The following is a 22,096-nucleotide window of genomic DNA, read 5'->3' on the forward strand; positions in this document are numbered from 1 at the left end:
TCACAACTCATTTGCTCTATCTTCTTCGTCCAATTTTCTATAGAGTTTCCGAATGACCGAATCTATGTCTGCGCTTTCAATAGAAGCATCTTCAACTGCATGTTCACTAGCGATCTGATTCACACAATCAAATACGGTCCTGTCGCTTTTTTCAAATAAGTACGTTTTTCTTAACCCTTCGTCCTTTATTAGTTTAATCCCGGGTATATCAATCACGCCTGGCTCTTCCCGGAAGTAAATGATAACCTGGCGCTGATCACCCAACGTTGTTCGAAGTTGTTCGACAGATCCGTCATAAACCATATTGCCTTTGTTCACAACAATCATTCGTTGGCAAATTTCCTCAATATCCTTCATGTCATGAGTCGTCAAAACAATGGAGACTTTCTTCTCACGATTAATCATCCTTAGAAATTCCCTAATCTGTTCTTTGGCTATGACATCCAGACCAATCGTTGGTTCGTCTAGAAATAAAATTTTGGGATCATGCAGTAAGGCTATTGCGATTTCCACTCGCATTCTTTGACCCAAACTTAATTGTCTAACAGGCTTTTCAATAAATGAGGATAACGCTAGGAGGTCGGAATAGTAGTTCAGATTTTTTTGATATGTGGAGTCTGAGAGCTTATATATGTATTTATGAAGATCAAAAGAATCACGAACCGGAAGATCCCACCATAAATTACTCCTTTGTCCAAACACAACGCCAATATTTTGAGAATTGCTCTGCCTTGCTTCATGTGGGATCGAACCAAGAACCCTTAGCTGGCCAGAAGTCGGAACCAATATTCCCGTCATCATCTTAATCATGGTGGATTTGCCCGCACCGTTTGGACCTAGATAACCTACTGCTTCTCCTTCCTTTATCGAAAAAGTGATATCACGTACCGCTACTTCCTCCGTATACTGCCTAGTAACTAGACTTCTCAGAGAGCCAACCAATCCCGAAAATCTTTTGTATTGCCGATAAACCTTTGTGATACCGTTTACATCAATGATGCTCATAAATCACACCTCGTCCACTTCAGTTAATGTTACACAACTCAATTTATTACAATTTCCACCATTCTTTTTAACATATTACCTTTTTGTAAAATGAAAAAATACCATGTTTATTAGATTATTTTTCATATTATAATTAGGTATTTTTTCATGCTGCAATTCTTAGTATCAATAATATATATATATCTACTCACTTTTTGTAATATCCTTCAACTCAAATCGCGTTAACCTTTATCAAAGTCATCTCGGTAAAGCTAATAACGCTATAAGGTGGAAGTTCATCAAGAAATCCCCCTTGACGCCCCCTCCAAAAAGGGTTGTTTTAATAACGTACCAGCCATTAACTATTAAGGAATCGTTTCCTATGGTATGCCTGGCCTGATTAATGCTCACGCGCACCTCTTTGCAGATGGTAAACCATTCAGTCTGTCGGTCAGCGAAGGTATGTTGAAGTTCGCATATGATCGAATCCTGAATACGAAATTCGGCAGAAACATATTGAAAAAACGAATGAAACGCAACGCGCTGACCGCTCTCCATGCGGGTGTAACAACGATGCGCAGTGTGGGGGAATTCTTTTACACCGACGTCCAGCTGCGGGATGAGATTAATAACGGCGACTTTGTCGGCCCTAATCTGCTTGTCTCCGGGTTTTTCCTAAGTGTAACGGGGGGACATGGTGCTCCATTCCTGGCTCTTGTGGGCGACTCTCCGTGGGAAGCCAGAAAGAATGTGCGCATCAATGTGAAACACGGCGTGGATTTGATCAAAATCTGTGTGACGGGTGGCGTGACGGATGCAAAGATGGTTGGCGAAGCTGGACGTTTACAGATGACAGTGGACGAAGTTGCGGCGATCTGTGACGAAGCGCATAAGATTGGCCTGCGGGTAGCAGCCCATGTGGAAAGCACGGAAGGTGTATGTGTTGCGTTACAAGGTGGCGTCGATACCATCGAACACGGTTCGGAGATGGACGACGAAATCATTCGTTTGTTCAAAAATAATCCCAATGCCCTGAATGGCTACACCGCACTCATCCCCACCCTGCAAGCCGCCTATCCATCCGCTTCACTGGATACTAGCGTAACGAAGGTAAGTGCAACGGTAAAAGAGAATTCCAGACTCGTCTACGATTCCATGCTCAAAGGTGTACAACAAGCGATCGAAAACGACATCATCATCGGGATCGGTAATGATGCCGCCATGCCTTACGTGACTCACTATGATATGTGGAGGGAGATGGACCACTACATGAGACAGACCAACCTGAACAACAAACAGGTCATCGACATGGTGACTCGAACCAATGCAAAGATCCTGGGTGTTGATGATGTTACAGGGACAGTGGATATCGGGAAACATGCCGATCTGATCATCATGGAGCAAAATCCGTTGGAACATATTGAGGCCTTGTCCGACATCTCTATGGTCATGGTCAAAGGAAATCTAATTCAAACACCATCTGTCACAAGAATCAAAGAAGTCGACGATGTTCTAAACTCAGTTTGGCGAATTCAGGAGTGAAATCATGCTTGGTATACTGATCAATTGTTTTTCCATTATATGCGGAAGTACCCTTGGCGGCCTTGGTCCTGTTCATCAGGACTGAGGCCCTTTTATGTCCAACCTGAGACGGAGAACAGATTCAATCTGGCGTACGATTTGAATCCATGACGAATCACGTAAGATAGAGTTATGAGTTTATGAAAAATAATCACTTCAAGACATTGAACCAGAGGAGACATGACCTATGAACAAAATGAAGAAAACAGGTTTGTGGCTTGGTGTTACGACTCTAACCCTATCACTCGCAGTTCTTTACTTTCCAACATGGACACCAAAAATAAAAGCAACAAACCCTATTCATGTATTGGAACAAGTTAAAATCAATGGTACCGGACATGAAATTATGATCAGAGGACAGGATCTGGACAACCCCGTTATCCTGTATTTACACGGTGGACCGGGGGCATCTGAACTTCCGTACGCGAAAAAGGTCCAAGATTTGTTAGAATCTCAGTTTACGATTGTGAACTATGATCAGAGAGCAAGCGGCAAATCCTATCATTTTTTCGAGGACTATTCCAATCTCTCAGCTGATGTGCTAGTTGAAGATGCACTGGCTGTCACGGATTATATTACTCAACGTCTGGGGAAGAAAAAGGTAATCCTGATGGGCCATTCGTTCGGAACATACATAGGGACTCTTGCTGCGCATCGAGCACCCGATAAATATGAAGCCTACATTGGGATCGGTCAGATGGCAGATACACAACAGAGCGAGATGGACGGATGGAATTACGTTATGGAGCAAGCTCAACTGGCTGATAATTATGAAGACATAAACCAGTTGGAGCAGATCTATGAACCGATCCAACAAGGACAGGCATTCACGCCGCGAGATATTGTTAAACGTTATGGAGGCACATCAAGGTTGATGGACAGCCCTGACACCAGCTTTCTGGGAATGACGTTCAGCCAAGAATATAATATGCTGGATGCCATTCGTTTTAATAAAGGGATCAATTATTCGCAAGAAATACTGATAAGTGAAGCCCTGAGCCGTCCTTTGCCATCCTTGATCACGAAGCTGAACCTGCCCTTTTATTTTGTCATGGGAGATTACGACTTAATGACTTCATCCCATGCCGCCAAGATGTTTTTTGACCAGATTGAAGGAAATCAAAAGGAATTCATTGCCTATAAAAACTCGGCTCATTACCCACATTATGAAGAGAAACAAAGATTCTTTGATTGGATGGTAGATACCTTTATCAAGCAAAGACCTTAATCATTCAATCCTTTGCCCTCCAGGATCGGCTGCATGTACTTCTCAATTCGTGACACTTTTGTTTTGGATTGCTTCGGTTGTGAGAAATAATAGAGATAGGCCCGCTGCCGTCCGGGTGTGAGTGCTTCAAATGCATCTCGGAAAGCAGGATTTTCATCGAACTGCTGCTGAAGTTCCTCAGGAACGCTATATTCGGCAGTCTTTTTCATCTCCACTTGCAGTCCGGCCTGTTCCACTTCAATCGCTTGCTGAATATAGGCTTTGATCATAGCCTCCTGCTCCACAATCTGCTCCAGACTGGTGAAGCGAAGCTGGCGCTCTGCCTGTACATTCTCCGTTTGCTGAACCAAAATGCCGTGTGTATCCTTCAGCAGAGCACCTTTGAAGAACAGAATGGCGACGTACTCTTTGAATCCATGGATGAGAACGATGTTTTTTCCATCAAGCATATAACAAGGATGCATCCATTTCATATCCTCTGTCAGGTCAAAATCTCGAATAATCTCTCTCAGCTTCGCGGACTCTTCCTTCCACGTTTTGAGTTTCTTTAGATAGCCGTCAACTTTGCGATTCCCACTTGTATCCGTCATGGAGAAATACCTCTCTTTATCTCATGTTCTTATAGGTTCAATTGTACTGGTTTTCAGTGGATTGTACAGCGTTGCTTACAGAGCTTTTATTGACCTTTCCACTTGAATTTAAACCTTAATAACAACAAAGGCCAGCGTCTTTGTAAATGTAATATCAACAGTGGGGGATATGATTATCCATAAATCAAAAAGGTCCATAGGCAATCTATGGGCCTTTTGGTTTGGTTAACATTTCTGGCTTGAGCTAATATCCAGTAGTGATTGTGTCTCACCTTCCAACATGAAGGAAGCTATCATCATGAAGTCTTCAGCCCCAATCTCAAAGTGACCTTTACGAAATGGGAACCCCCAATTGCGATTTCCGCGCGTAAAACTGAGTTGGTCTAACAACGTTGCGATCTTTACTTCTCGGCATGGAAGATAACGGAGATCTCGGCGAAAGGGTACAAATGATTCCGACATCTGATATTGGTAAACCCTGTCGTCGATAATCTGACCAATGGCGGTAAACGCCTGAAGTGGCTTCCCTGTTGATATCTCTGTACGTGGAGAATAGTATATCATCCAGTCACCTGGGGACATCTGTCTCAACATTGCGGACTTGCCATGGCACAGCTGCGCAAACCCTCCCTCTACGGCTACATTCACATGAGAAGCAGATACAACACCAATCCAATATCTGCTGTCCTTATTTGGTTTCATAGATACATCCCATCCCCTTCTCTCGGTTACATCTCCAGATTCGATTTCAATCGATCCAATTGTAAAAAATGATGTCTGTAGTGCATTTCTATCAATAAAAACCACTCCTTAGCGTTTAGAGCGCCAAGCCTTGGATGACCTATTTTGTTGTTTACCGATGCTTGGTATACAAGAGGTTCTGTACTCCTCATCCGCTCCACGACCATGTGAAAACCATCTATCAACGAATCCTTGCTCTCGGGTGGTTGCGGGGTATACTGAGGGGAAGCAGGAACCTTTACGGGAACGGGAGGGAAGTGTCCTGATTCAAACACTTGGCTACCCAGTTCTGTTTTTTCCTCATCCGAGTTTAACGCCGAATCCTTGCTGCTCAAACACTGCTCAACATTATGAAGATGCATGAAAAGCGCTGATTGAATCAAATGTACATACATCTGTCCAATGGACCATTCCTCCTCACTCTGTTTTTTATGTAAGCTATCCATATCCAATTTGTTCAGTTCTGCCAAATATCGTTCTACTGCAGTTTCCAATGATTTCAATGCTTCCGTTGTACTTCTCATCCTTCAACCAACTCCAATTCCTCTTGATCTGTGACATATCAAAGTATAAAAAAACACTACTGACAGGTGTATGTCAGTAGTGTTTTAAGATGTTTTTGGCTACTTCCTGCATTCGAAAGCGTAAAGATTCCGGCTCCAAGACCTCGATATCCCCACCCCAGCCAAGCAAATAATGTAATATTTCCTCCGGATGGCGGACACGAAAATGAAAAATCACACCATCTTCTTCCTCCTCAAATGCATCCATATAGAAATGAAGGGCCTCCATAATTTTGTCAGCAATCTCAGGTTTAGCCCGAATGAATACTTGTTCGTTACGGTCGTCAGGAGGTCGATAACTGTTTAGATCAAAATCCGGCGGCAAAAGGAATTGATCCTCCAGCACGGAAAGTTCAGTCATGCGCGACAAACGAAAATGACGAATGTCTTGCCTTAGATCACAACGTGCAATCAATACCCAATTCTCCTGGACAAGCGAAAGTCCATAGGGGGAAACCTCACGCATGTTATACCGAGTGCCATCCGCTCCCGGCATTTTCTTCAGGTACATAAAGCTGATCTTACGTTGCTCCAGAATGGCATTACGAATCTGTTTAAGGTATGTCTTCACCCTCACTCGGGTTAAGGGTTCAAGCGTATGAAGCGTTCGCATCGTTTCCCGGACACGTGTGGACTCGTTACGAACGGATTCAGGTAAGATGGCTTCAATTTTCCGTTGAGCCGATTTAGCCTGCATCGCGTATTCCGTATCCAATCTCTGTTCAATAAAATCAGCTCCCATAAGCAGGGATACCGCTTCTTCTGCGCTGAAGCTTACCGGGGGCAGAAAATATCCTTCCATCAAGGAATACCCATGACCCGGGGCTCCCATGATCGGAACGCCAGCTTCACTTAATGCCTGGATATCTCGATATATCGTACGTACACTTGTCTCGAATTGAGCCGCTAAATCTTCTGCTCTTAACATCTTTCTTCGCTGCAATTCAAGCGTAATTGCAAGCTGCCGCTCCGTTTTGTTCACGTTCCAAGCCCCCACCGTTTCATCATCCAGATAACTTATTCTATCACAATAACTTGTCCTCTTGACTTCTGCTGAGAACTGGCAGAATTAAAGATAGCGAAAACACAAAAAATCACAAATTTCCGTTCCTGCTCAACATTAAGCCCGTACTTCCTCATAATTTTTTTCGCCCCCAATATATTGATTAGAGTGAATTTATAATAAAGGATGTGAAATACAGTGGCTTTCATTGAAAGATACGTAATCAATGATACCGGGGCTATAACTTTTACAGGAAATACGCTGGGGCTAAGCCGGTCCAATACGGTGGGTGTTCCCGGTACGGTGGACAGTATTGGAGGGTACATCATCACGGATACCAACGTGCAGTTCGGCTCCTATCCACCTGGAACCACCAACGTATTTCAGAACAACAGCTCAGCTGCTGTTCTCAATCTACCAGTGGGAAGTACTGTTCTCTATGCGGAACTAATCTGGGGTGGAACATTCATTGATAATCAGGAGAACAATTCGGCTTTTATTAACAAAGACGTCATTCTGACCACACCCGTCGGTGTAACCACCGTCTCTCCCGATCCAGCCACAGCTAGAGAAGTTCTACTTTCGACGGCATCTGGATTTCCAAGAACCTTCGCTTACGTAAGATCATCGGACGTAACGGATTTAATTCGAGCTAGTGGGGCAGGTACATATGTGACAGGTGGCGTAGTCGGGACGTTGTCCATTCCTGATCCGACGTCGAATCATGCAGGCTGGACACTTGGCGTGGTTTACCGCAATCCAGCCTTGCCCCTGCGAAACCTTTCGATTCGGGTAGGTGCCGAGGTCATCCTTTCGACATCAGGTCCGGTTACTACACCGATTGAGGGCTTTGCAACACCATTTTCTGGCCCTCTGGCTGGCAGAGCCTTACTCGGAGCTCAAGAGGGAGATGCGAACAAAACGGGAGATCAGGCTTTGTTTGGTCCCACCGTATCCAATCTAAGGGCATTATCCGGTCCGAACAATTTCGCAACGAATTTCTTCGCCTCCCAGATTAACGGAGATACCGGCTCATTGGACACCACAGGCACCTTCGGCAACCGGAATCAGATCAACGGGACGCCTGGGACGAATATTGTGGGCGGACGACAAGGATGGGACATTACTAACGTGGATGTCAGTACTACACTTGTGAACACCCAAACTTCCGCTTTACTGCGTTTAACAACTTCGGGCGACGGATACTTGGTTGATTCCTTTGCCCTGCAGATCAATATTAATACCCCTGTGATTACTGCCACGAAGACCGCGAGTGAACAGAATGCAATTGTCGGAGATACGATTACGTATTCGGTGCTTGTGGAAAATACTTCCGTTTCGGACGCTACGGATGTGGTGGTGTTCGACAACATTCCTGCGGGAAGCTCCTTTATACCCGACACAGTTACCATTAATGAGGTATCACAGCCGGGAACGGAGCCCCTAACCGGAATTTTTGTCGGCTCACTTCCGGCCGGCAGCTCGGTTATCGTTACATTTCAGGTGCAGGTAACCTCATTGCCTACACCACCTCGTCTGTTTGACCAAGCAAAAGTCGGTTATACAGCACCTACTGTTCCGGATGGCCCCATCATCTCCAATGAGGCTCCGTCCAATGCGGTCACTGTCCCTGTCTTTCAACCGGACATCACGATTGAGAAAAGCGCAGATACAGCCAATGCTCTAGTTGGCAGCACGGTGACATATACACTGGTCGTAACAAATGTCGGAAATATTGATGCCATCAGCACCGTAACGGACCCGATTCCGGAAGGTTCCAGCTTTGTACCAGGGAGTGTTACGGTTAATGGCACTGTACAGCCGACAGATGATCCCGTTTCTGGTATCAATGTTGGAAATGTCGCCATTGGTGATACGGTAACTGTCACATTCCAGGTACTGGTGTCTGGGCTGTTTCGGGGATTTGACTTAACGAATCAGGGGACTGTGAACTATACCTCCCAACTGCCTGATGGGCGTGTGATCACAGACACATCTGTTTCCAACATCGTAACCGTGACTGTATCCACTCCGCTGGTCAGTGTTACCAAAACAGCAAGTGCCACTGATGCTGTTATAGGAGATACACTAACCTACACCGTAGTTATCACCAATTCAGATACTGATCCAATTGACAACGTTGTATTTGCAGATGCCATTCCAATTGGATCGGCATTTATCCCCGGCAGTGTAACCATAGACGGGATTGTACAGCCCACAGCTGATCCGGTTACAGGGGTTAGTATTGGAACCATTGGTCCCGGCGTGTCTGTGACCGTCACATTCAGCACTAATGTTATTTTTTTACCCGATCCGCCCGAGCTTGCTGATCAGGCACAGGTTACGTTTACGAGCGGCCCGTTCGAGCAAGCATCTTTCTCGGATCCTTTAATCATACCCGTATATCAGCCTATCATTACAACAACCAAAAGCTCCGATCCTACCTTTGCAGCCGTTGGTCAAACGTTAACGTTCCAATTCAATGTCACGAATTCCGGCAATATCGCTGCAGACGCGACACTGACGGATATAATCCCGCCAGATGCCGCCTTTGTACCGGGGACCGTGATATCCAATGGCATTCCATTGCCTGCGGCTGATCCGAATGTAGGTATTCCTTTAGGAACGCTGGCTCCGGGGGAATCCCTATTTGTTACATTTCAGATTATCGTGAATACACTGCCTGCCAATCAGCAACTAGTGAATCAGGCAACGACGGACTATACATTTAGTCCACCGGATGGGCGTGTCATTCCGGGAAGCTCCCCTTCCAATGAAATCAACATACCGATATCGTCTCCAGACCCGATTGTAACCAAAAGCGCTGATGTGATTGATACTGTGGACGGAGATGTGATCACTTACACCATCGTTATCGATAATATTGAAAGCTTCACGGTTAATGACATCCTCTTTACGGACTCGATCTCGGCCGGCTCCGAGCTTGTTCCAGATAGTGTAACCTTGAATGGGACGGTCATTCCGGGAGCCGATCCTTCTGTTGGTATTAATGTCGGCAGCATTCCTGGCAATAGTCAGGTTATCATTACCTTCCAGGTCAGCGTTACCGATCTACCCGTACCTCTGCCCAATCCTTTTTACTTGACAGATCAGGCAACCATCCAATTTACTGTCGGAACAACCACTTTAGAGAACTTGTCCAATATAGTAACTATCCCCGTATATAGTCCAATTATAAATATCGAGAAATCCGCCTCCGAATCAATTGCGGTTGTGGGAGACACCATTACGTACTCTCTACTCATCACTAATACGGGGAATCTGAACGCAGATGTCATATTGTTTGACCCTCTCCCGCCGGGAGAGACGTTTGTGCAGAACAGTGTATTCATTAACGGGAATCGATGGAGCGGGACCAATCCAGTGTCAGGCGTTATTCTGGGCACGATATCTCGTGAATTCCCTGTAAATGTCACATTTCAGGCTGCAGTCACTTCGCTTCCCGATCCGCCTGTACTGAACAATCAAACCAGAGCTGACTATATTGCCATTCTGCCAGATGGTCGCATTCTCAGTGACAGCGTATTATCCAATATCGTCTCCATCCCGGTTACGGCTGAGAATATTATATCCGTATTGAAATCAACACCTGCCCAGCATGTTCAGATAGGGGAAACAATCACTTATACAATTTTGATCGAAAATAATGTATCGACACCCATTACCGATGTTGTGCTTACGGATCCGATCCCGCTCGGTACCACATTTGTTCCAGGAAGTGTTACTGTAGATGGCACCGTTAGCCCTGACGCCAATCCGTCTACAGGCATAACGATCAGTTCGATCATGCAAAATGATTCAGTAGCCGTCACTTTTCAAGTCATAGTTAATGACAGTGTTATTAACGAGCCTATGCCTGTCCTTGTAACCAATCAGGCGCAAGTCGTATTCACCACAGGAGATTTCACAGATACCGTGGAGTCCAATGCAGTGACAACACCTGTAGATCTCCCGATCATCACCATAGTCAAAGCGGCAAGCACTCAAAATGTACAGATTGGTGATACGGTTCAGTACCTGTTTACTGTCCGTAATTCAGGTCCAGTTCCAGCCCAAGTGACCTTGTTCGATATATTGTCAGCCAATACGACCTTTGTGCAGGGAAGTGTCGTATCCAATGGCAACCCTTTACCCTCAGCCAACCCTGTTACTGGCATTCCATTGGGAACGATTGCTCCGGGGCAGCAAATGGAAGTCGCATTCTCGGTGACCCTTACCTCCATACCTCCAAGTTTGGAGATTATAAATCAAGCGACTGCAAGCTTTACTTTCCTTACCGCAGACGGACGAACACTAACGGACAACTCACAATCGAATTCCATTATCCTTTATGTAAACAATCCCAATGTATCTATTAACAAAACGGCGAACAGACCTGATGCCTTACCTGGTGATATCATTACCTATAGCATTCTTATACGCAATAATAACCGATCACTCATAAGTTCGGTTGTATTAACCGATCCTGTTCCTCAAGGAACATCATTGGTAACGGGCAGTGTAGTCGTTAACGGAGTAGCGGCACCGTTGGGAAACCCTGCGACCGGAATCAATCTCGGCATTATTCCGCCAGGAGGCACCGCCGTGTTGTCCTTCCAAGTCAGAGTAAACGCAAACACTACGCTTTCACTAATTACAAATCAGGCGAACCTTCGCTATACGTTGGGACAGACGATTTTCACACTCCAATCCAATCCCGTCAACGTACTCGTAACTTCCACTTCGCCAACACAGATTACCCTTCAAAAAACAGCTGATAAAACTTCAGTTGTTGTGGGCGACACCATCACATACCAGATCGTCGTTACCAATACGGGAAAACCAATCGTTCAGGTTACGATTACCGACCCAATTCCGACTGGAACCCGATTCGTTGAGGGTAGTGTAAGATTGGACGGACAACTGGTTGCTGGAGCTCATCCAGCCGCGGGTATTTTCATTGCATCCCTTCAGCCGGCGCATAGCGCAAGTATTACGTTTGAGGTTATCGTCATTAACCAGCCCGTAAACGGAAGTATCCTTAATCAGTTTACAGCCAAATTTCAAGCTCAGGGTCAAGCAACAGTTGGGTCACTCCAATCCGAAACAGTGGTTATTCCGAGTCGTTTGCCACAGCTCACCATTGTCAAAAGTACAAACAAATCTGAGGTCGAAGTCCATTCTCATCTCCGTTACAAAATTTTGATTCATAACGCAAGCTCATTGCCAGCGATAGATGTCATTCTGAAAGATGTACTCCAAGCGGAGTCCACCTTTATTGCTGGCAGCGTGGTGGTTAACGGACAGCTCCTACCCGATGGAGACGTTGTGAAGGGACTTTCACTGGGGACAATCGCCCCAGGAGGGACGGTAGACATTCAATTTAATGTGCTGGTGCACAGCATACCTGAACACTGTCGATTGCTTAATCAGGCTTTATTACATTTTAACATTGCACTGCCCGATGGCAGTCTGCTTCCTTCTTTCCTAGCCTCCAATAAAACCGATGTGGAGATTATAGAACAGGAAGAATAAGCTGCGCTGGGAGCAGACTCTTCATAACCTGCCCACATGCAAAATAAACAAAGGCCATCCTTGTCAGGATGACCTTCGTTTATTTTCATTAAATACTTTGCAGTTACACGTGAAGCGCCAAAAGCAGTTTGTAGATCATCGTCACAGCTTCCGCTCGAGTCGTTTCACTGCCTGCACGAACCGTATGGTCCGTATATCCGCTAACAATCTTCGCCTGCACCGCTGCATCCAGTGCTTCCTGTGCCCAAGACGGCGTCTGCGATGCATCATTAAAACTTGGTTTAACGGATGTATTGCCAGACATTCCGGCTTGTGCCTCCGAACTTGCTGTTAGTGCATTCGCCATCATGACTGCCATCTCAGCACGGGTAATCGTCCGATCGGGCTTGAATGTATTATCGCCGTAACCTTTCACGATTCCAGCTTGCATGGCTGCGGCTATGTCTCTTTTCGCCCAGTCGGGCAGATTACCTTGATCTGCAAACGTTGTATCCGACTCGACAGACTTCAATGCCAGCGCCTTACTGAGCAACGTAACAAACTCTGCCCGGGTAATCTTCTTCGAAGGTTGGAATGTTCCATCTGTGTAACCTTGAATCACGTTCATGCCCAGCAAACGGTCTGCGTAGTCGGCAGCCCAGTGTCCACTCAGGTCAGACAGATTCAAGGGTGCATAGCTTGACACAACGAATGTGCCCAGATGATTCACATTGGCCGTTATGCTTCCTGCTGCATTCGTCTTGCCACCGATGAATACCCAGCTCTGACGAGCTTCATTATAATAGTAGATTGCAGGTTGGGTGCCATTCGGCAGTTCTGTCGAATCCACTTTCAAGCTCAATACGGCCTGATCGTTCAATGTTCTTCCGCCACTGCGGCTAATCTGTACAGCTTGTCCAAGTACATTCAGGGAAGCTGTATTCTGTAACTTGTTCTTGGCAACCACAGACACTTGCAACGTATCCTTGGAACCGATGGCTCCCGCCGGAGCGTTGAATTGTACGATGTCTTTCAGACCCGTTTGGACCGGCTGATTCGCTTCCACCTCAACCTTCACTTCAGTGGATGAATCTGCCCCCGTTTCCGGGCTCGTTGGTGTGGTTGGAACGGTTGGCGTTGTTGGCACACTTGGTATGCTTCCTCCTGAATTCCCACCAGAGTTGCCTCCATTTCCCCCACCTGAACCCCCGCCACTATTGCCTGAGCGGGCTTGTACAGTCACGGTACGGATAACTTCCTGTGCTGCATTACCAGCGATATCCTTCACGTTATACCGAAGGGTGTAGATTCCTGCTGCTTGTGTGTTCACCGTGCCATCCACATGCACGGAACCACGGATGCCGACATTATCAGAAGCCTGTGCTCCAGGCTCATTGTACGTGTCTCCCACATTCACCGTCATCTGGCTGCTACCTTGCAAGCTGATGACGGGAATCTCACGGTCCATTTTAATGACCTGAGGTAAAGTATACGTTTGTTCCAGATCATCGGTTGCCCGGAATAAAAGGTTGTGCTCTCCCGGCTCCGTTACCTCCAAAGGCGTATTCTCTTCATATGGTTCGTATGTCTGCCCTCCGTCACGAGACAACTCGATGATCGCAGAAGTAGCAGGTGCGTATACTGCGCCGGTTACACTAACTGTTACGGACTGGTTCGTCCATGTATCCGTGTAATATGGCTGACCGTCAGCGGTAGTCATGTTGCTTTTCAACACCAGCGCCTGATTATTCGTACCTTCCACAATGACAGTGAACGTTTTGTTTTGAGATTCCGTTCCACGCTGCACAGTTGCCGTCAGTTCCAATCGCTCATTATTGTCAGGTTGTGTTAGCAGCTTGCCTTCGTTATTCATTCGTTCCGGGTTGGAGCTGGACCAACTAATGGTTGCACCATGCTTTCCTTCATCAGGAAGGGTAAGGTCGGAAGTGACCGCGCTCAGATCACCCAAATCGATTGCTTGAATTGTATCGGTTACCGCCTGTGCATCACTATAAGGTGTGGCACTCATGAAAATTGGGTTGGAGTAGAACCACAGGTCGCGGTAGTTGCTATCATTAATTTGATTAAAACGGGTGGTTGCATCCGCAGTCGTATTTTTCGGATCAAGCTGCGGTTCGCCATTGACAGTCTCACCTGTCACGTTCATGCCCAGATTCGTCCCGCGCAGGCGGAAATACTTGTCCTGGTCTGTAGCTTGGATCTTGTACGTGATGACATTATAGCCTTCGGCATCTGTCGTCCAATCGTTGGACGTGAAAGTAGCCAGTACTCTGGTAGAGTCATTGGTGTCTTTGGTATATGCGGCTGTACCCTTCTCGGCCTTGGCTGTAACATCTCCGGCGATGAGATCAACGTGATCCACAATGGGTACTTGTCCGGCGGACGCACCACTGTTGATTGGATTTTCATAGTTGTTACTCGTCGCGGGACTTTTGAAGCGAATCTTCAGCTCTACTTCATCACCTTGGGTAACATTAAGGTCTCCGCCCATCTCAACCTGATTACCCGCTCCGGATGCCGTGAAGTCCAGTGCATTGATCAGGTCACCGAATACGGAAAATGATTTCCCCGAACGCAGTCCATCCAGAACAGCCTGCATCCCTGTACCCTCAACCCAGGAATACGTCTTGGCATATTCGCCCGGAAAATAACCACTGGAATTCGTGCCAATCGTCTTGAAATGGTAGTCCGAATTGCCATAGTTCCAGAAATGACGTCCTTCTCCAAGCAATGCATCCCATAATCCGCCAACCTTGGCGACCATGTAGTCTACGCCGCCGTATGTACGGTATTTGTATCCATCATCAGCGGTCGGATTAGCTACATTGTAGCTTGTGTTGTACCCACCACGATCCGGTTCCATCTGATTGCCGAGCATGCCTTCGATACCGAATACCACTTGTGGAGCCAAATCGTTGAAATCACGGAAGTCCGCGATGGTATATTTGTTTTTGCCCCGTGAAGGGTGGTTGATCATCGCATAACTTGTCATTGGATAGTTGGTCGCGAGCCAATTGATGGCGGTTAAGGCATCCTGATGAGTCGTGTAGGCACGCCCCCCGTTCTGATCCCAATTCGCTACGTCTGCCGCATTAAACAGGTTCGCTGCGCGATTCGTGAAACGATACTCGAATTCCTTGGCAGCGTTCAGCGCTTCGGTTGAGTTCGGCTCATCCGTAAGAATCCCCACTCCAACGTGTTCATGTGTAGGCATGTCCCATTCGAAACCGGAAAAGATCGTTTTACCTGTGTATTTGCCTGCATCCTGAAGTGCCTTGATCTGTGGTACCTGATATTCATTCATTCCTTGGGACATGGGTATTGGTCCATCCGAAATGTCGTTCCCATTGTGATCTCGCTTGGATAACCGCAAGTGATCCGTAAGCGCGATCCAGTCCAGCCCATATTTGGTTAAACCCGCATCAAGCACGTCCTCCAGTGAAACCTGTGCATCATCGGACTCAAATGTATGTACGTGCAAATCTCCCGTTTGCCAAGAACCTGTTGCCGAGTTGTTGACTGGCGAGCCATCACCCGCATCTGCATAGGATACAGCCGCAGGAAAAGCACCCATGACCATCCCAGTCGCCAAGGGTATAAGTGTAAGCATAGCGAGCATTTTCTTGCCTTTATTAGTGAACAAAATCGTCCCACCACCCGTTCTGAGTTGTTGTGTCGGGAGTAAATATAAGAGACTTATGGGGGCAGGGTCAACGGCCTAGAAGCATGTATTTAAAATTTTACATATACCTGCATTCCTTCATATTCCGTTAAAGGTTTCTCAAGCTTTTTCTAACAGAGTCATGCTCTGCGCTGCTCCATATAGGGGGAGTGAATCTGGGGAGAATGCGGCAATTAGAGGATGATACAACAATTCATAGATTGTTCACGATTCAGGAAAGTTCCACCACTTCTGTGCATCATTAGGAGGAGAATTGACATAGGCGGAATCATCAAGCGGAGAACATAGTGGTTTTTGTAAAAAGATCAGGGTTACGCATACGCCGAGTATAGAAAAAGCACCCACGAACCACAGGCATGATATGTCCTGAAGCCGCAGGTACTTTGGGTGAGCGGGATTTTGTTGCAGCCTTTACATCTTTACTTTTGTGAACTGGGTGCAAGTTATTTGTAAGATTTAAGATGTGATTGATGAACCTACTTCCATTATTAAATTGCCTACGGTAAGTGTTTGCTCATATCATGGATAAAACCATCATTACCATAGATGGCTACAACAAGGTATTTTTGTTGAATGGGTATTGGAATAACAAGCGCTTGCTTTCCATTAAAATAATAACGGTCCTTCCTCTCGATCCAATTTTCGTCCGTGTATATAATATTCACAAAATCCATATCATGAGGCACTGCTCTATCGTGAATAACAACACAGAGATAATCCCCTAATTTCTGGACTGAAATCCCTTCCTCATCTTCTTTCCATACATACTGATTTGGTTGCATGACAAGCTTGTTCTTGGGTGATTTGGTAAGTACGGACGCTTTGGCCTCTTCCCCTTTTACACTAACCAAAAGTGCCGATTGATCATTCACGATTTTGATTTCTGCGTATTTCAGATGATGCATTTTGAGATAACTATGAATTTCTTCTTTGGTAATCGGTTCACCACTTGCGCCATTCGTTAACAGAAGCATGGATAACATTAATTCAAATAAAAATTTCATCTTATGTACTCCTTATCTACTAAAAACTTCGTATTATGCTGTTGACCAATGTAACTGATAATATCAAAAATATGGAATTCTAACAATTGAATCACAGTATAACAAAAATCATTCTTAGTTCATTTTCCGTGTTTCAACCGGATACATACGTCTGTAAAAACAGCAAAAAGTCTTTCAGATCAGATCTGAAAGACTTTCACACTTCTCAACGATAAAAAATTCAACCAAACCGGCCACTAATATAATCCTGTGTACGTACATCCGCTGGCTCAGCGAACATGCTTTGGGAAGCGGAACACTCCACCACTTCGCCATTTAGGAAGAACACGGTCTGCTGGGATAATCGAGCGCCTTGCTGCAATGGTATAACGCGCTCCTTCAATTCGTGCGTCAGCTCCTCAATCTTGAAGGTAGAGAGGGGATCCATGCTGTTTGGGGCCAAAGGTCACGTGATCATAGATGGATTTGGGAAAAAGGTTCGGTTGCTGGAAGACCATGCCGATCTTCTTACCAAGGGTCTCCACATGAACTTCACCACTGTAGATATCGGTGCCTCCTACGGCAACTTTACCCTCAATCCGTGTGTCGGGTATCCGGTCATTCATGCCGTGCCTGTTGTCTAATATGCTGCATGTATCATCCATATGAGAGCTTGTCTGCCTCATCCCCCCCAAAGTTCCACGTTCATAGTAAAAATAACCTATTACGTTGTAATTATAGGTGCGAATTGCAAACGGGAAATCCTGGGATTTTTAGCACATTGTCAATGTTTTCATATAAACAAAAAACATGGGCTGGAAGACATTCTCCAAGACAATTTTTTTGGGAATTTCAGATCATCATGCATACGTTGAATCATTGCAGCTACTCCTTAACACTTCAAGCTTTAATCTGCTCATATAATCGTGTGCTCACTGAAGAAGGACGAATATGCAACTCACTTAAACGTTCTTCAAGATCGCGATAGATACGTAAGACATGGTCATGATTGCCCATGGACAAATATGCTTGCATGGCACAACGATACGCTTCTTCTTCATAAGGGGAATGCCGCATGGCACGTTCCGCTGCTTCTGCTGCCTTCTTGTCGTTATGCAGTTCCAGGTACTTCTCGGACAGCTTCAGCATCAGTTCCAATGCACCGCGCTCGATCTTCTGGCTAAGTTCAGACATCCAGAAATAATCTTCCTGCGGAAGCAGTTCATCCTGATACATATGTAAAGTCCGCTCCATTTGAGCCAGTGGAACATCCTCCTCGCGTTGCATCCGAAGTACAAGTTCCAGTACATCATATACATCAGCACGGATTCGCTTTTTGTCCAGCATGTAATGTTCATTCCTGTAGCTGACCATCTGCTCCATTCCCAACTTCTTCAGGTTTTTCCTCAGCAGACTCACACAGGTATGCATATAGATTTTGGCCTTTTCGTAACGCTCATCAGGCCACAGATGGTCAATAATGCGATCCCGGTGAACAACACCGGTGATCGGGTCATGCAATAGCAAATATGCAAACAGTTCCTTCTCCTTCGCTGTACGCCACATGACCATTTCACCATTCGTAGGCGTGACACGAAAATTCCCCAACATTTGTACAAATAATTGATTTGACTCATTGCTGTTCCCCGAAGATTGCCGTGCTGGTTCCGCTGCAGTTGACTTAGCCGCATTTCCCTTATCCTTCAGCAGTCTGTCAATGGTTTTGGACAATCGGCCCATCTCAATCGGTTTGAGCAGGTAATCCAGAGCCTCATGTTCAAAAGCAGAGACAGCATAATGATCATAAGCCGTTGTAAATACAATGACGGCATCCGGTTCGACTTCATGGATATTCGCTGCAAGCTCCAATCCGCTCATGCCCGGCATCTCAATATCGAGGAACCAGATATCCGGTCGTGTATGCTGAAGTGCCTCCAGTGCCTCGAATCCATTCACCGAACGCCCAGCAATGGCGACTTCTCCCGTTCGAGTTAGAAACATCTCCAGCATATTCAGCGCATGCGGCTCATCGTCCACCAAATAGGCCTGCAACACGGTCTCTCCCCCTCTGTATTATTGATATGGAAATTTAATGGTAACCTTGGTGCCCAGACCTTGTTCACTCTGAATCACAGGTGCTTGTCCGTTCATATGTTTCAATCGTCTCTGTACATTTTGCAGGCCAATACCTTGTTCTGTATGACTTCTATTCATAATAAAGGCAACCTGCTTACCAGACATGCCCACACCATCATCCTCAACCACCACTTGAACGCTATCCTCATATCTTCGAATGGTCAAGCGAACGGTTCCGCCGTCAATCTTCTTGGATACGCCATGCCGAATGGCGTTTTCCACCAGCGGTTCAATCAGGAGCGGCATGACTTTACAGGAATATAACGAGCTGTCCACGTCCAGTTTAACCTGAAGCCGTGAACCGAATCGCTCCTGCTCTATCTCCACATAGGCTCGAATTAACTCCATCTCTTTACTAAGCGGAATCAACTCCTCCGTGTTATCCAGATGGAAGAGTATACGCAGATAACGACTGAAACTGCCTAGCAATTCTCCGGCTCTCGGCCCATCCGTAAAACATAACGACATAATGGTGCCTAACGCATTATACAGAAAATGCGGCTTGATCTGTGAACGCAAAAAGGCCATCTCGTTATTGGCTGCTTCTTTTACGAGTTGCTTCATGCCAAGTAATGTATGTATCCGCACAAGAATTTCGCCAGCATCCAGTGGACGGGTTATAAAATCATTACCGCCGGCCTGAATGCATGCCTCAATATCTGCTGGTGTACTGCGCATGTTAATAAACAGAATTGGTAAATCTACCTGACTGAACTCCATCCGTACCTGCTTGCACAGCTCATACCCGGTCACCTCAGGCAACATCGCGTCGACAATCACAAGATCGGGCAACTTCCCACCAGCCAGAGCAGTCCGAACCTTGACATCAGAGTCAGCGAAGCTCAGATGAAAGCCTTCTGTAGCAAGCAATGTATTCAATTGTTCCATATCCACAAGATCAGATGTCGCAATTAATACGTGGGCTGAAATCACGCTTCCCACCTTTTTCTCCTCCTTCACATCAGTCTCCTGCGTTGCGGCTACCTCGGCCAAATCGGGCTTGTTGGTGCTAACTGCGTGAGGAAGCTCAATCATGATTGATGCTGCTTCATCGTTCACCACGAGTTTCCCTCTCATTGCACTGACCATTTCCGCTGCAACAGCAACCCCCGCAGCAATCTCATCCCCTTGCTGTAGACCAGGGTCTGCACCCTGACCTTGCAGAGTACTCCAATCCGAATCAGCTTCCAGATAAAGAGTAATTCGCACATGATCCAGATGCCTTTCGCACGCCAGTACCAGCTTCCCATTATGATGTTGTCCCATCATGTGGTAGACCAGGTTATACAGCACTTGAAGCAGCCGACTCTCATCCGCCATGACATAGCGTGCTTCAGGCTCCAGTCTGCGAATCATAACAATTCCTTTGCCAGAAGCCAAAAATCCCAGCACTTCCGTAACCAGTGAAAGGCAGGATACCAGATCAACGCTTCCCATGGAGAGTTTTATGCTGCCATCCCTGAATCGTGATATATCAATCAGATCATTGACCAGATTGGACATTCGGTACGCCGTATTGCGAATAAGCTGAAGCTTGCCCTGAATTTCCAATTCATTAGTGCGTCTCAGTGACGTTGTGAGAAGGGAGCGGGACAGATGAATAATGCTATGGAGCGGCGAATTTAACTCATGCGAAGTCAGAAGCAAGAACTCATCCTTGGCTTTGTCCGACAGTTGAAGTTGATGGGTAAGTTGCTGCATCGAATCATATGCCTGCGTGTATTGATAGATCAGTAACATGGCAAAGGCACACAAAATCACAAGCGTTGTACAGTTCAGCAGCACCTGACTGATCGGGTACCATGTCACAATGATTCCAAGCACATAGTTGATCAGCATAAGCCAGATGCAGATGATAAGCAATTGCGCCTGGGAGCGACTCCGGTTACCGTACCTTGCCCGAACATACTGATGTATAATAACCATGAATGCCAATGCATAGGCACACAGATTAATAGCGTACATACTCTCCTGAATATAGGAATAGACACGAAATGGTGCCAGCGCAATAAATGCCAGATAGACAGTCAGTACCATGCTGGGTACCTGAAGCCACCTTTTTAACACGGGCGCGAGATTGGGAGTAAGTCTCCAGGTAATCATGCTGACAATCACAGACACTCCGTATACCGACATGTATTTCAATTTATACGCCAACTCAAAAGGAATGTCCGGCAGCAACTGTAACATCAAACGCTCCCCGTTGGTCACAACCGTCAATGCAAAACCGATGAAGAACAGCGCATACAACAGCTGATTTCCATCCCGATGCAGACGGATATACAGATACAGAAACAACAATCCAAAAATTACCACAATCCCTATAATCAATAGCTCAAGTCCGGATTGAATGATCGTTCTTGTTTCCATGTAACTGCCTGGTCCCAGATCCATTGAGTTATAGATGCCACCACTGCGGAAATCAAAATTGGCTACTTGCAGCACAACTTCAATCTCTGTACGTTCAGGGTGAAAATAGATCGTATAAGGTTCATTGCGCGGGACGTACGAGGTGGCAGAGGTTCCCGGCTGACCGGAACGACTCATCAACTTGCCATCCACATACATTGCATCTGCAAAACGAACATAACGTTTGGCAATGGCCAGCAGCTCACCTTGCGGCACGTTTTGCACAATCAAGCGGTAGGTTCCATAACTTTTGCCTTTCATCGGATAGCCCTGGTTGTTTCTCTCGTCGTCCCAATTACCTGGCACTTGCATCATGACAGGTTTATCATGCATACTATGAATCTGCTGTGGGGAGAGCAACTGTTCCGGATAGAACTCCCACTCTCCATCCAGTGGAATGACGGATTGGCTCGTCCACTTCATACCCGCCAAGTCCAGAATGCCCTGTCTGGCCACGGGCTTTTCGTGTCCACCTGAGATCTGCCATGTTACCACTAGCGCAAGCAGCAGGGTCATGAGTCCGATCCCTAACATAAATCGATCCGTTCTGATGACTGTCATCTCTCTTTCTCCAGTAAACGTCTATCTTGCATAGCGTTATTTTCCCACTCGCACCTGAAGCTGTCCATCCTTTTTGATAACTACCATATAACGATGAAAA

General features: G+C 46.1%; 12 protein-coding genes and 1 pseudogene. 3 read left to right on the forward strand and 10 right to left on the reverse strand.

Going from position 1 to position 22,096, the window contains the following annotated elements:
- Nucleotides 1-1,005: an ATP-binding cassette domain-containing protein gene (locus MKY85_RS22500; protein ID WP_342570789.1), complete on the reverse strand. Its 1,005-nt coding sequence runs from the start codon at nt 1,003-1,005 to the stop codon at nt 1-3.
- 366 nt (nt 1,006-1,371) lie between these two features.
- On the opposite strand from MKY85_RS22500, the gene MKY85_RS22505 reads away from it, so the two are divergent.
- The gene (locus MKY85_RS22505) at nt 1,372-2,526 is read left to right on the forward strand and encodes an amidohydrolase family protein (RefSeq protein WP_342570790.1); all 1,155 of its coding nucleotides are present in this window, start codon (nt 1,372-1,374) and stop codon (nt 2,524-2,526) included.
- Between the two features lie 226 nt (nt 2,527-2,752).
- A complete protein-coding gene (locus tag MKY85_RS22510) occupies nt 2,753-3,793 on the forward strand; it encodes an alpha/beta hydrolase (RefSeq protein ID WP_342570791.1) in 1,041 nt (346 codons plus the stop codon).
- Here MKY85_RS22510 and MKY85_RS22515 read toward each other — a convergent pair.
- From MKY85_RS22515 to MKY85_RS22530, 4 genes are all read right to left on the reverse strand, one after another.
- The gene (locus MKY85_RS22515; protein WP_339297702.1) at nt 3,790-4,383 is read right to left on the reverse strand and encodes a YdeI family protein; all 594 of its coding nucleotides are present in this window, start codon (nt 4,381-4,383) and stop codon (nt 3,790-3,792) included. The genes MKY85_RS22510 and MKY85_RS22515 overlap by 4 nt on opposite strands.
- 225 nt (nt 4,384-4,608) lie before the next feature.
- Entirely contained in the window at nt 4,609-5,085 is a 477-nt protein-coding gene (locus MKY85_RS22520) for an EVE domain-containing protein (RefSeq protein ID WP_342570792.1), read from the reverse strand.
- 26 nt (nt 5,086-5,111) lie between these two features.
- The gene (locus MKY85_RS22525) at nt 5,112-5,648 is read right to left on the reverse strand and encodes a DinB family protein (protein ID WP_342570793.1); all 537 of its coding nucleotides are present in this window, start codon (nt 5,646-5,648) and stop codon (nt 5,112-5,114) included.
- Nucleotides 5,649-5,721: 73 nt separating this feature from the next.
- On the reverse strand, nt 5,722-6,669 hold the full coding sequence (locus MKY85_RS22530) for a YafY family protein (protein WP_342570794.1): 948 nt from the start codon (nt 6,667-6,669) through the stop codon (nt 5,722-5,724).
- A gap of 219 nt (nt 6,670-6,888) precedes the next feature.
- Here MKY85_RS22530 and MKY85_RS22535 point away from each other — a divergent pair, with 219 nt between their 5' ends.
- A complete protein-coding gene (locus MKY85_RS22535) occupies nt 6,889-12,225 on the forward strand; it encodes a hypothetical protein (protein ID WP_342570795.1) in 5,337 nt (1,778 codons plus the stop codon).
- Nucleotides 12,226-12,328: 103 nt separating this feature from the next.
- Here MKY85_RS22535 and MKY85_RS22540 read toward each other — a convergent pair whose 3' ends face one another.
- The 5 genes and pseudogenes from MKY85_RS22540 to MKY85_RS22560 all read right to left on the reverse strand — a co-directional run bounded on the left by MKY85_RS22540 (nt 12,329) and on the right by MKY85_RS22560 (nt 21,996).
- Complete coding sequence (locus MKY85_RS22540; protein ID WP_342570796.1) at nt 12,329-15,868, reverse strand: S-layer homology domain-containing protein; 3,540 nt, start codon at nt 15,866-15,868, stop codon at nt 12,329-12,331.
- A 536-nt stretch (nt 15,869-16,404) separates the two neighbouring features.
- Nucleotides 16,405-16,911 (reverse strand): hypothetical protein, encoded by a 507-nt coding sequence (locus MKY85_RS22545; RefSeq protein ID WP_339236707.1) that lies wholly within the window; start codon nt 16,909-16,911, stop codon nt 16,405-16,407.
- Nucleotides 16,912-17,131: 220 nt separating this feature from the next.
- Nucleotides 17,132-17,540: pseudogene (locus MKY85_RS22550) on the reverse strand (hypothetical protein); the annotation flags it as partial.
- A 250-nt stretch (nt 17,541-17,790) separates the two neighbouring features.
- Nucleotides 17,791-18,945 carry a response regulator gene (locus tag MKY85_RS22555; protein ID WP_339236709.1) on the reverse strand — a complete coding sequence of 385 codons (1,155 nt, stop codon included), beginning with the start codon at nt 18,943-18,945 and terminating at the stop codon, nt 17,791-17,793.
- An 18-nt stretch (nt 18,946-18,963) separates the two neighbouring features.
- Nucleotides 18,964-21,996 carry a histidine kinase gene (locus tag MKY85_RS22560; protein ID WP_342570797.1) on the reverse strand — a complete coding sequence of 1,011 codons (3,033 nt, stop codon included), beginning with the start codon at nt 21,994-21,996 and terminating at the stop codon, nt 18,964-18,966.
- Between the last annotated feature and the right edge of the window lie 100 nt (nt 21,997-22,096).

The organism is Paenibacillus sp. FSL R5-0749 (genome assembly GCF_038595085.1).
Classification (GTDB): Bacteria; Bacillota; Bacilli; order Paenibacillales; family Paenibacillaceae; genus Paenibacillus.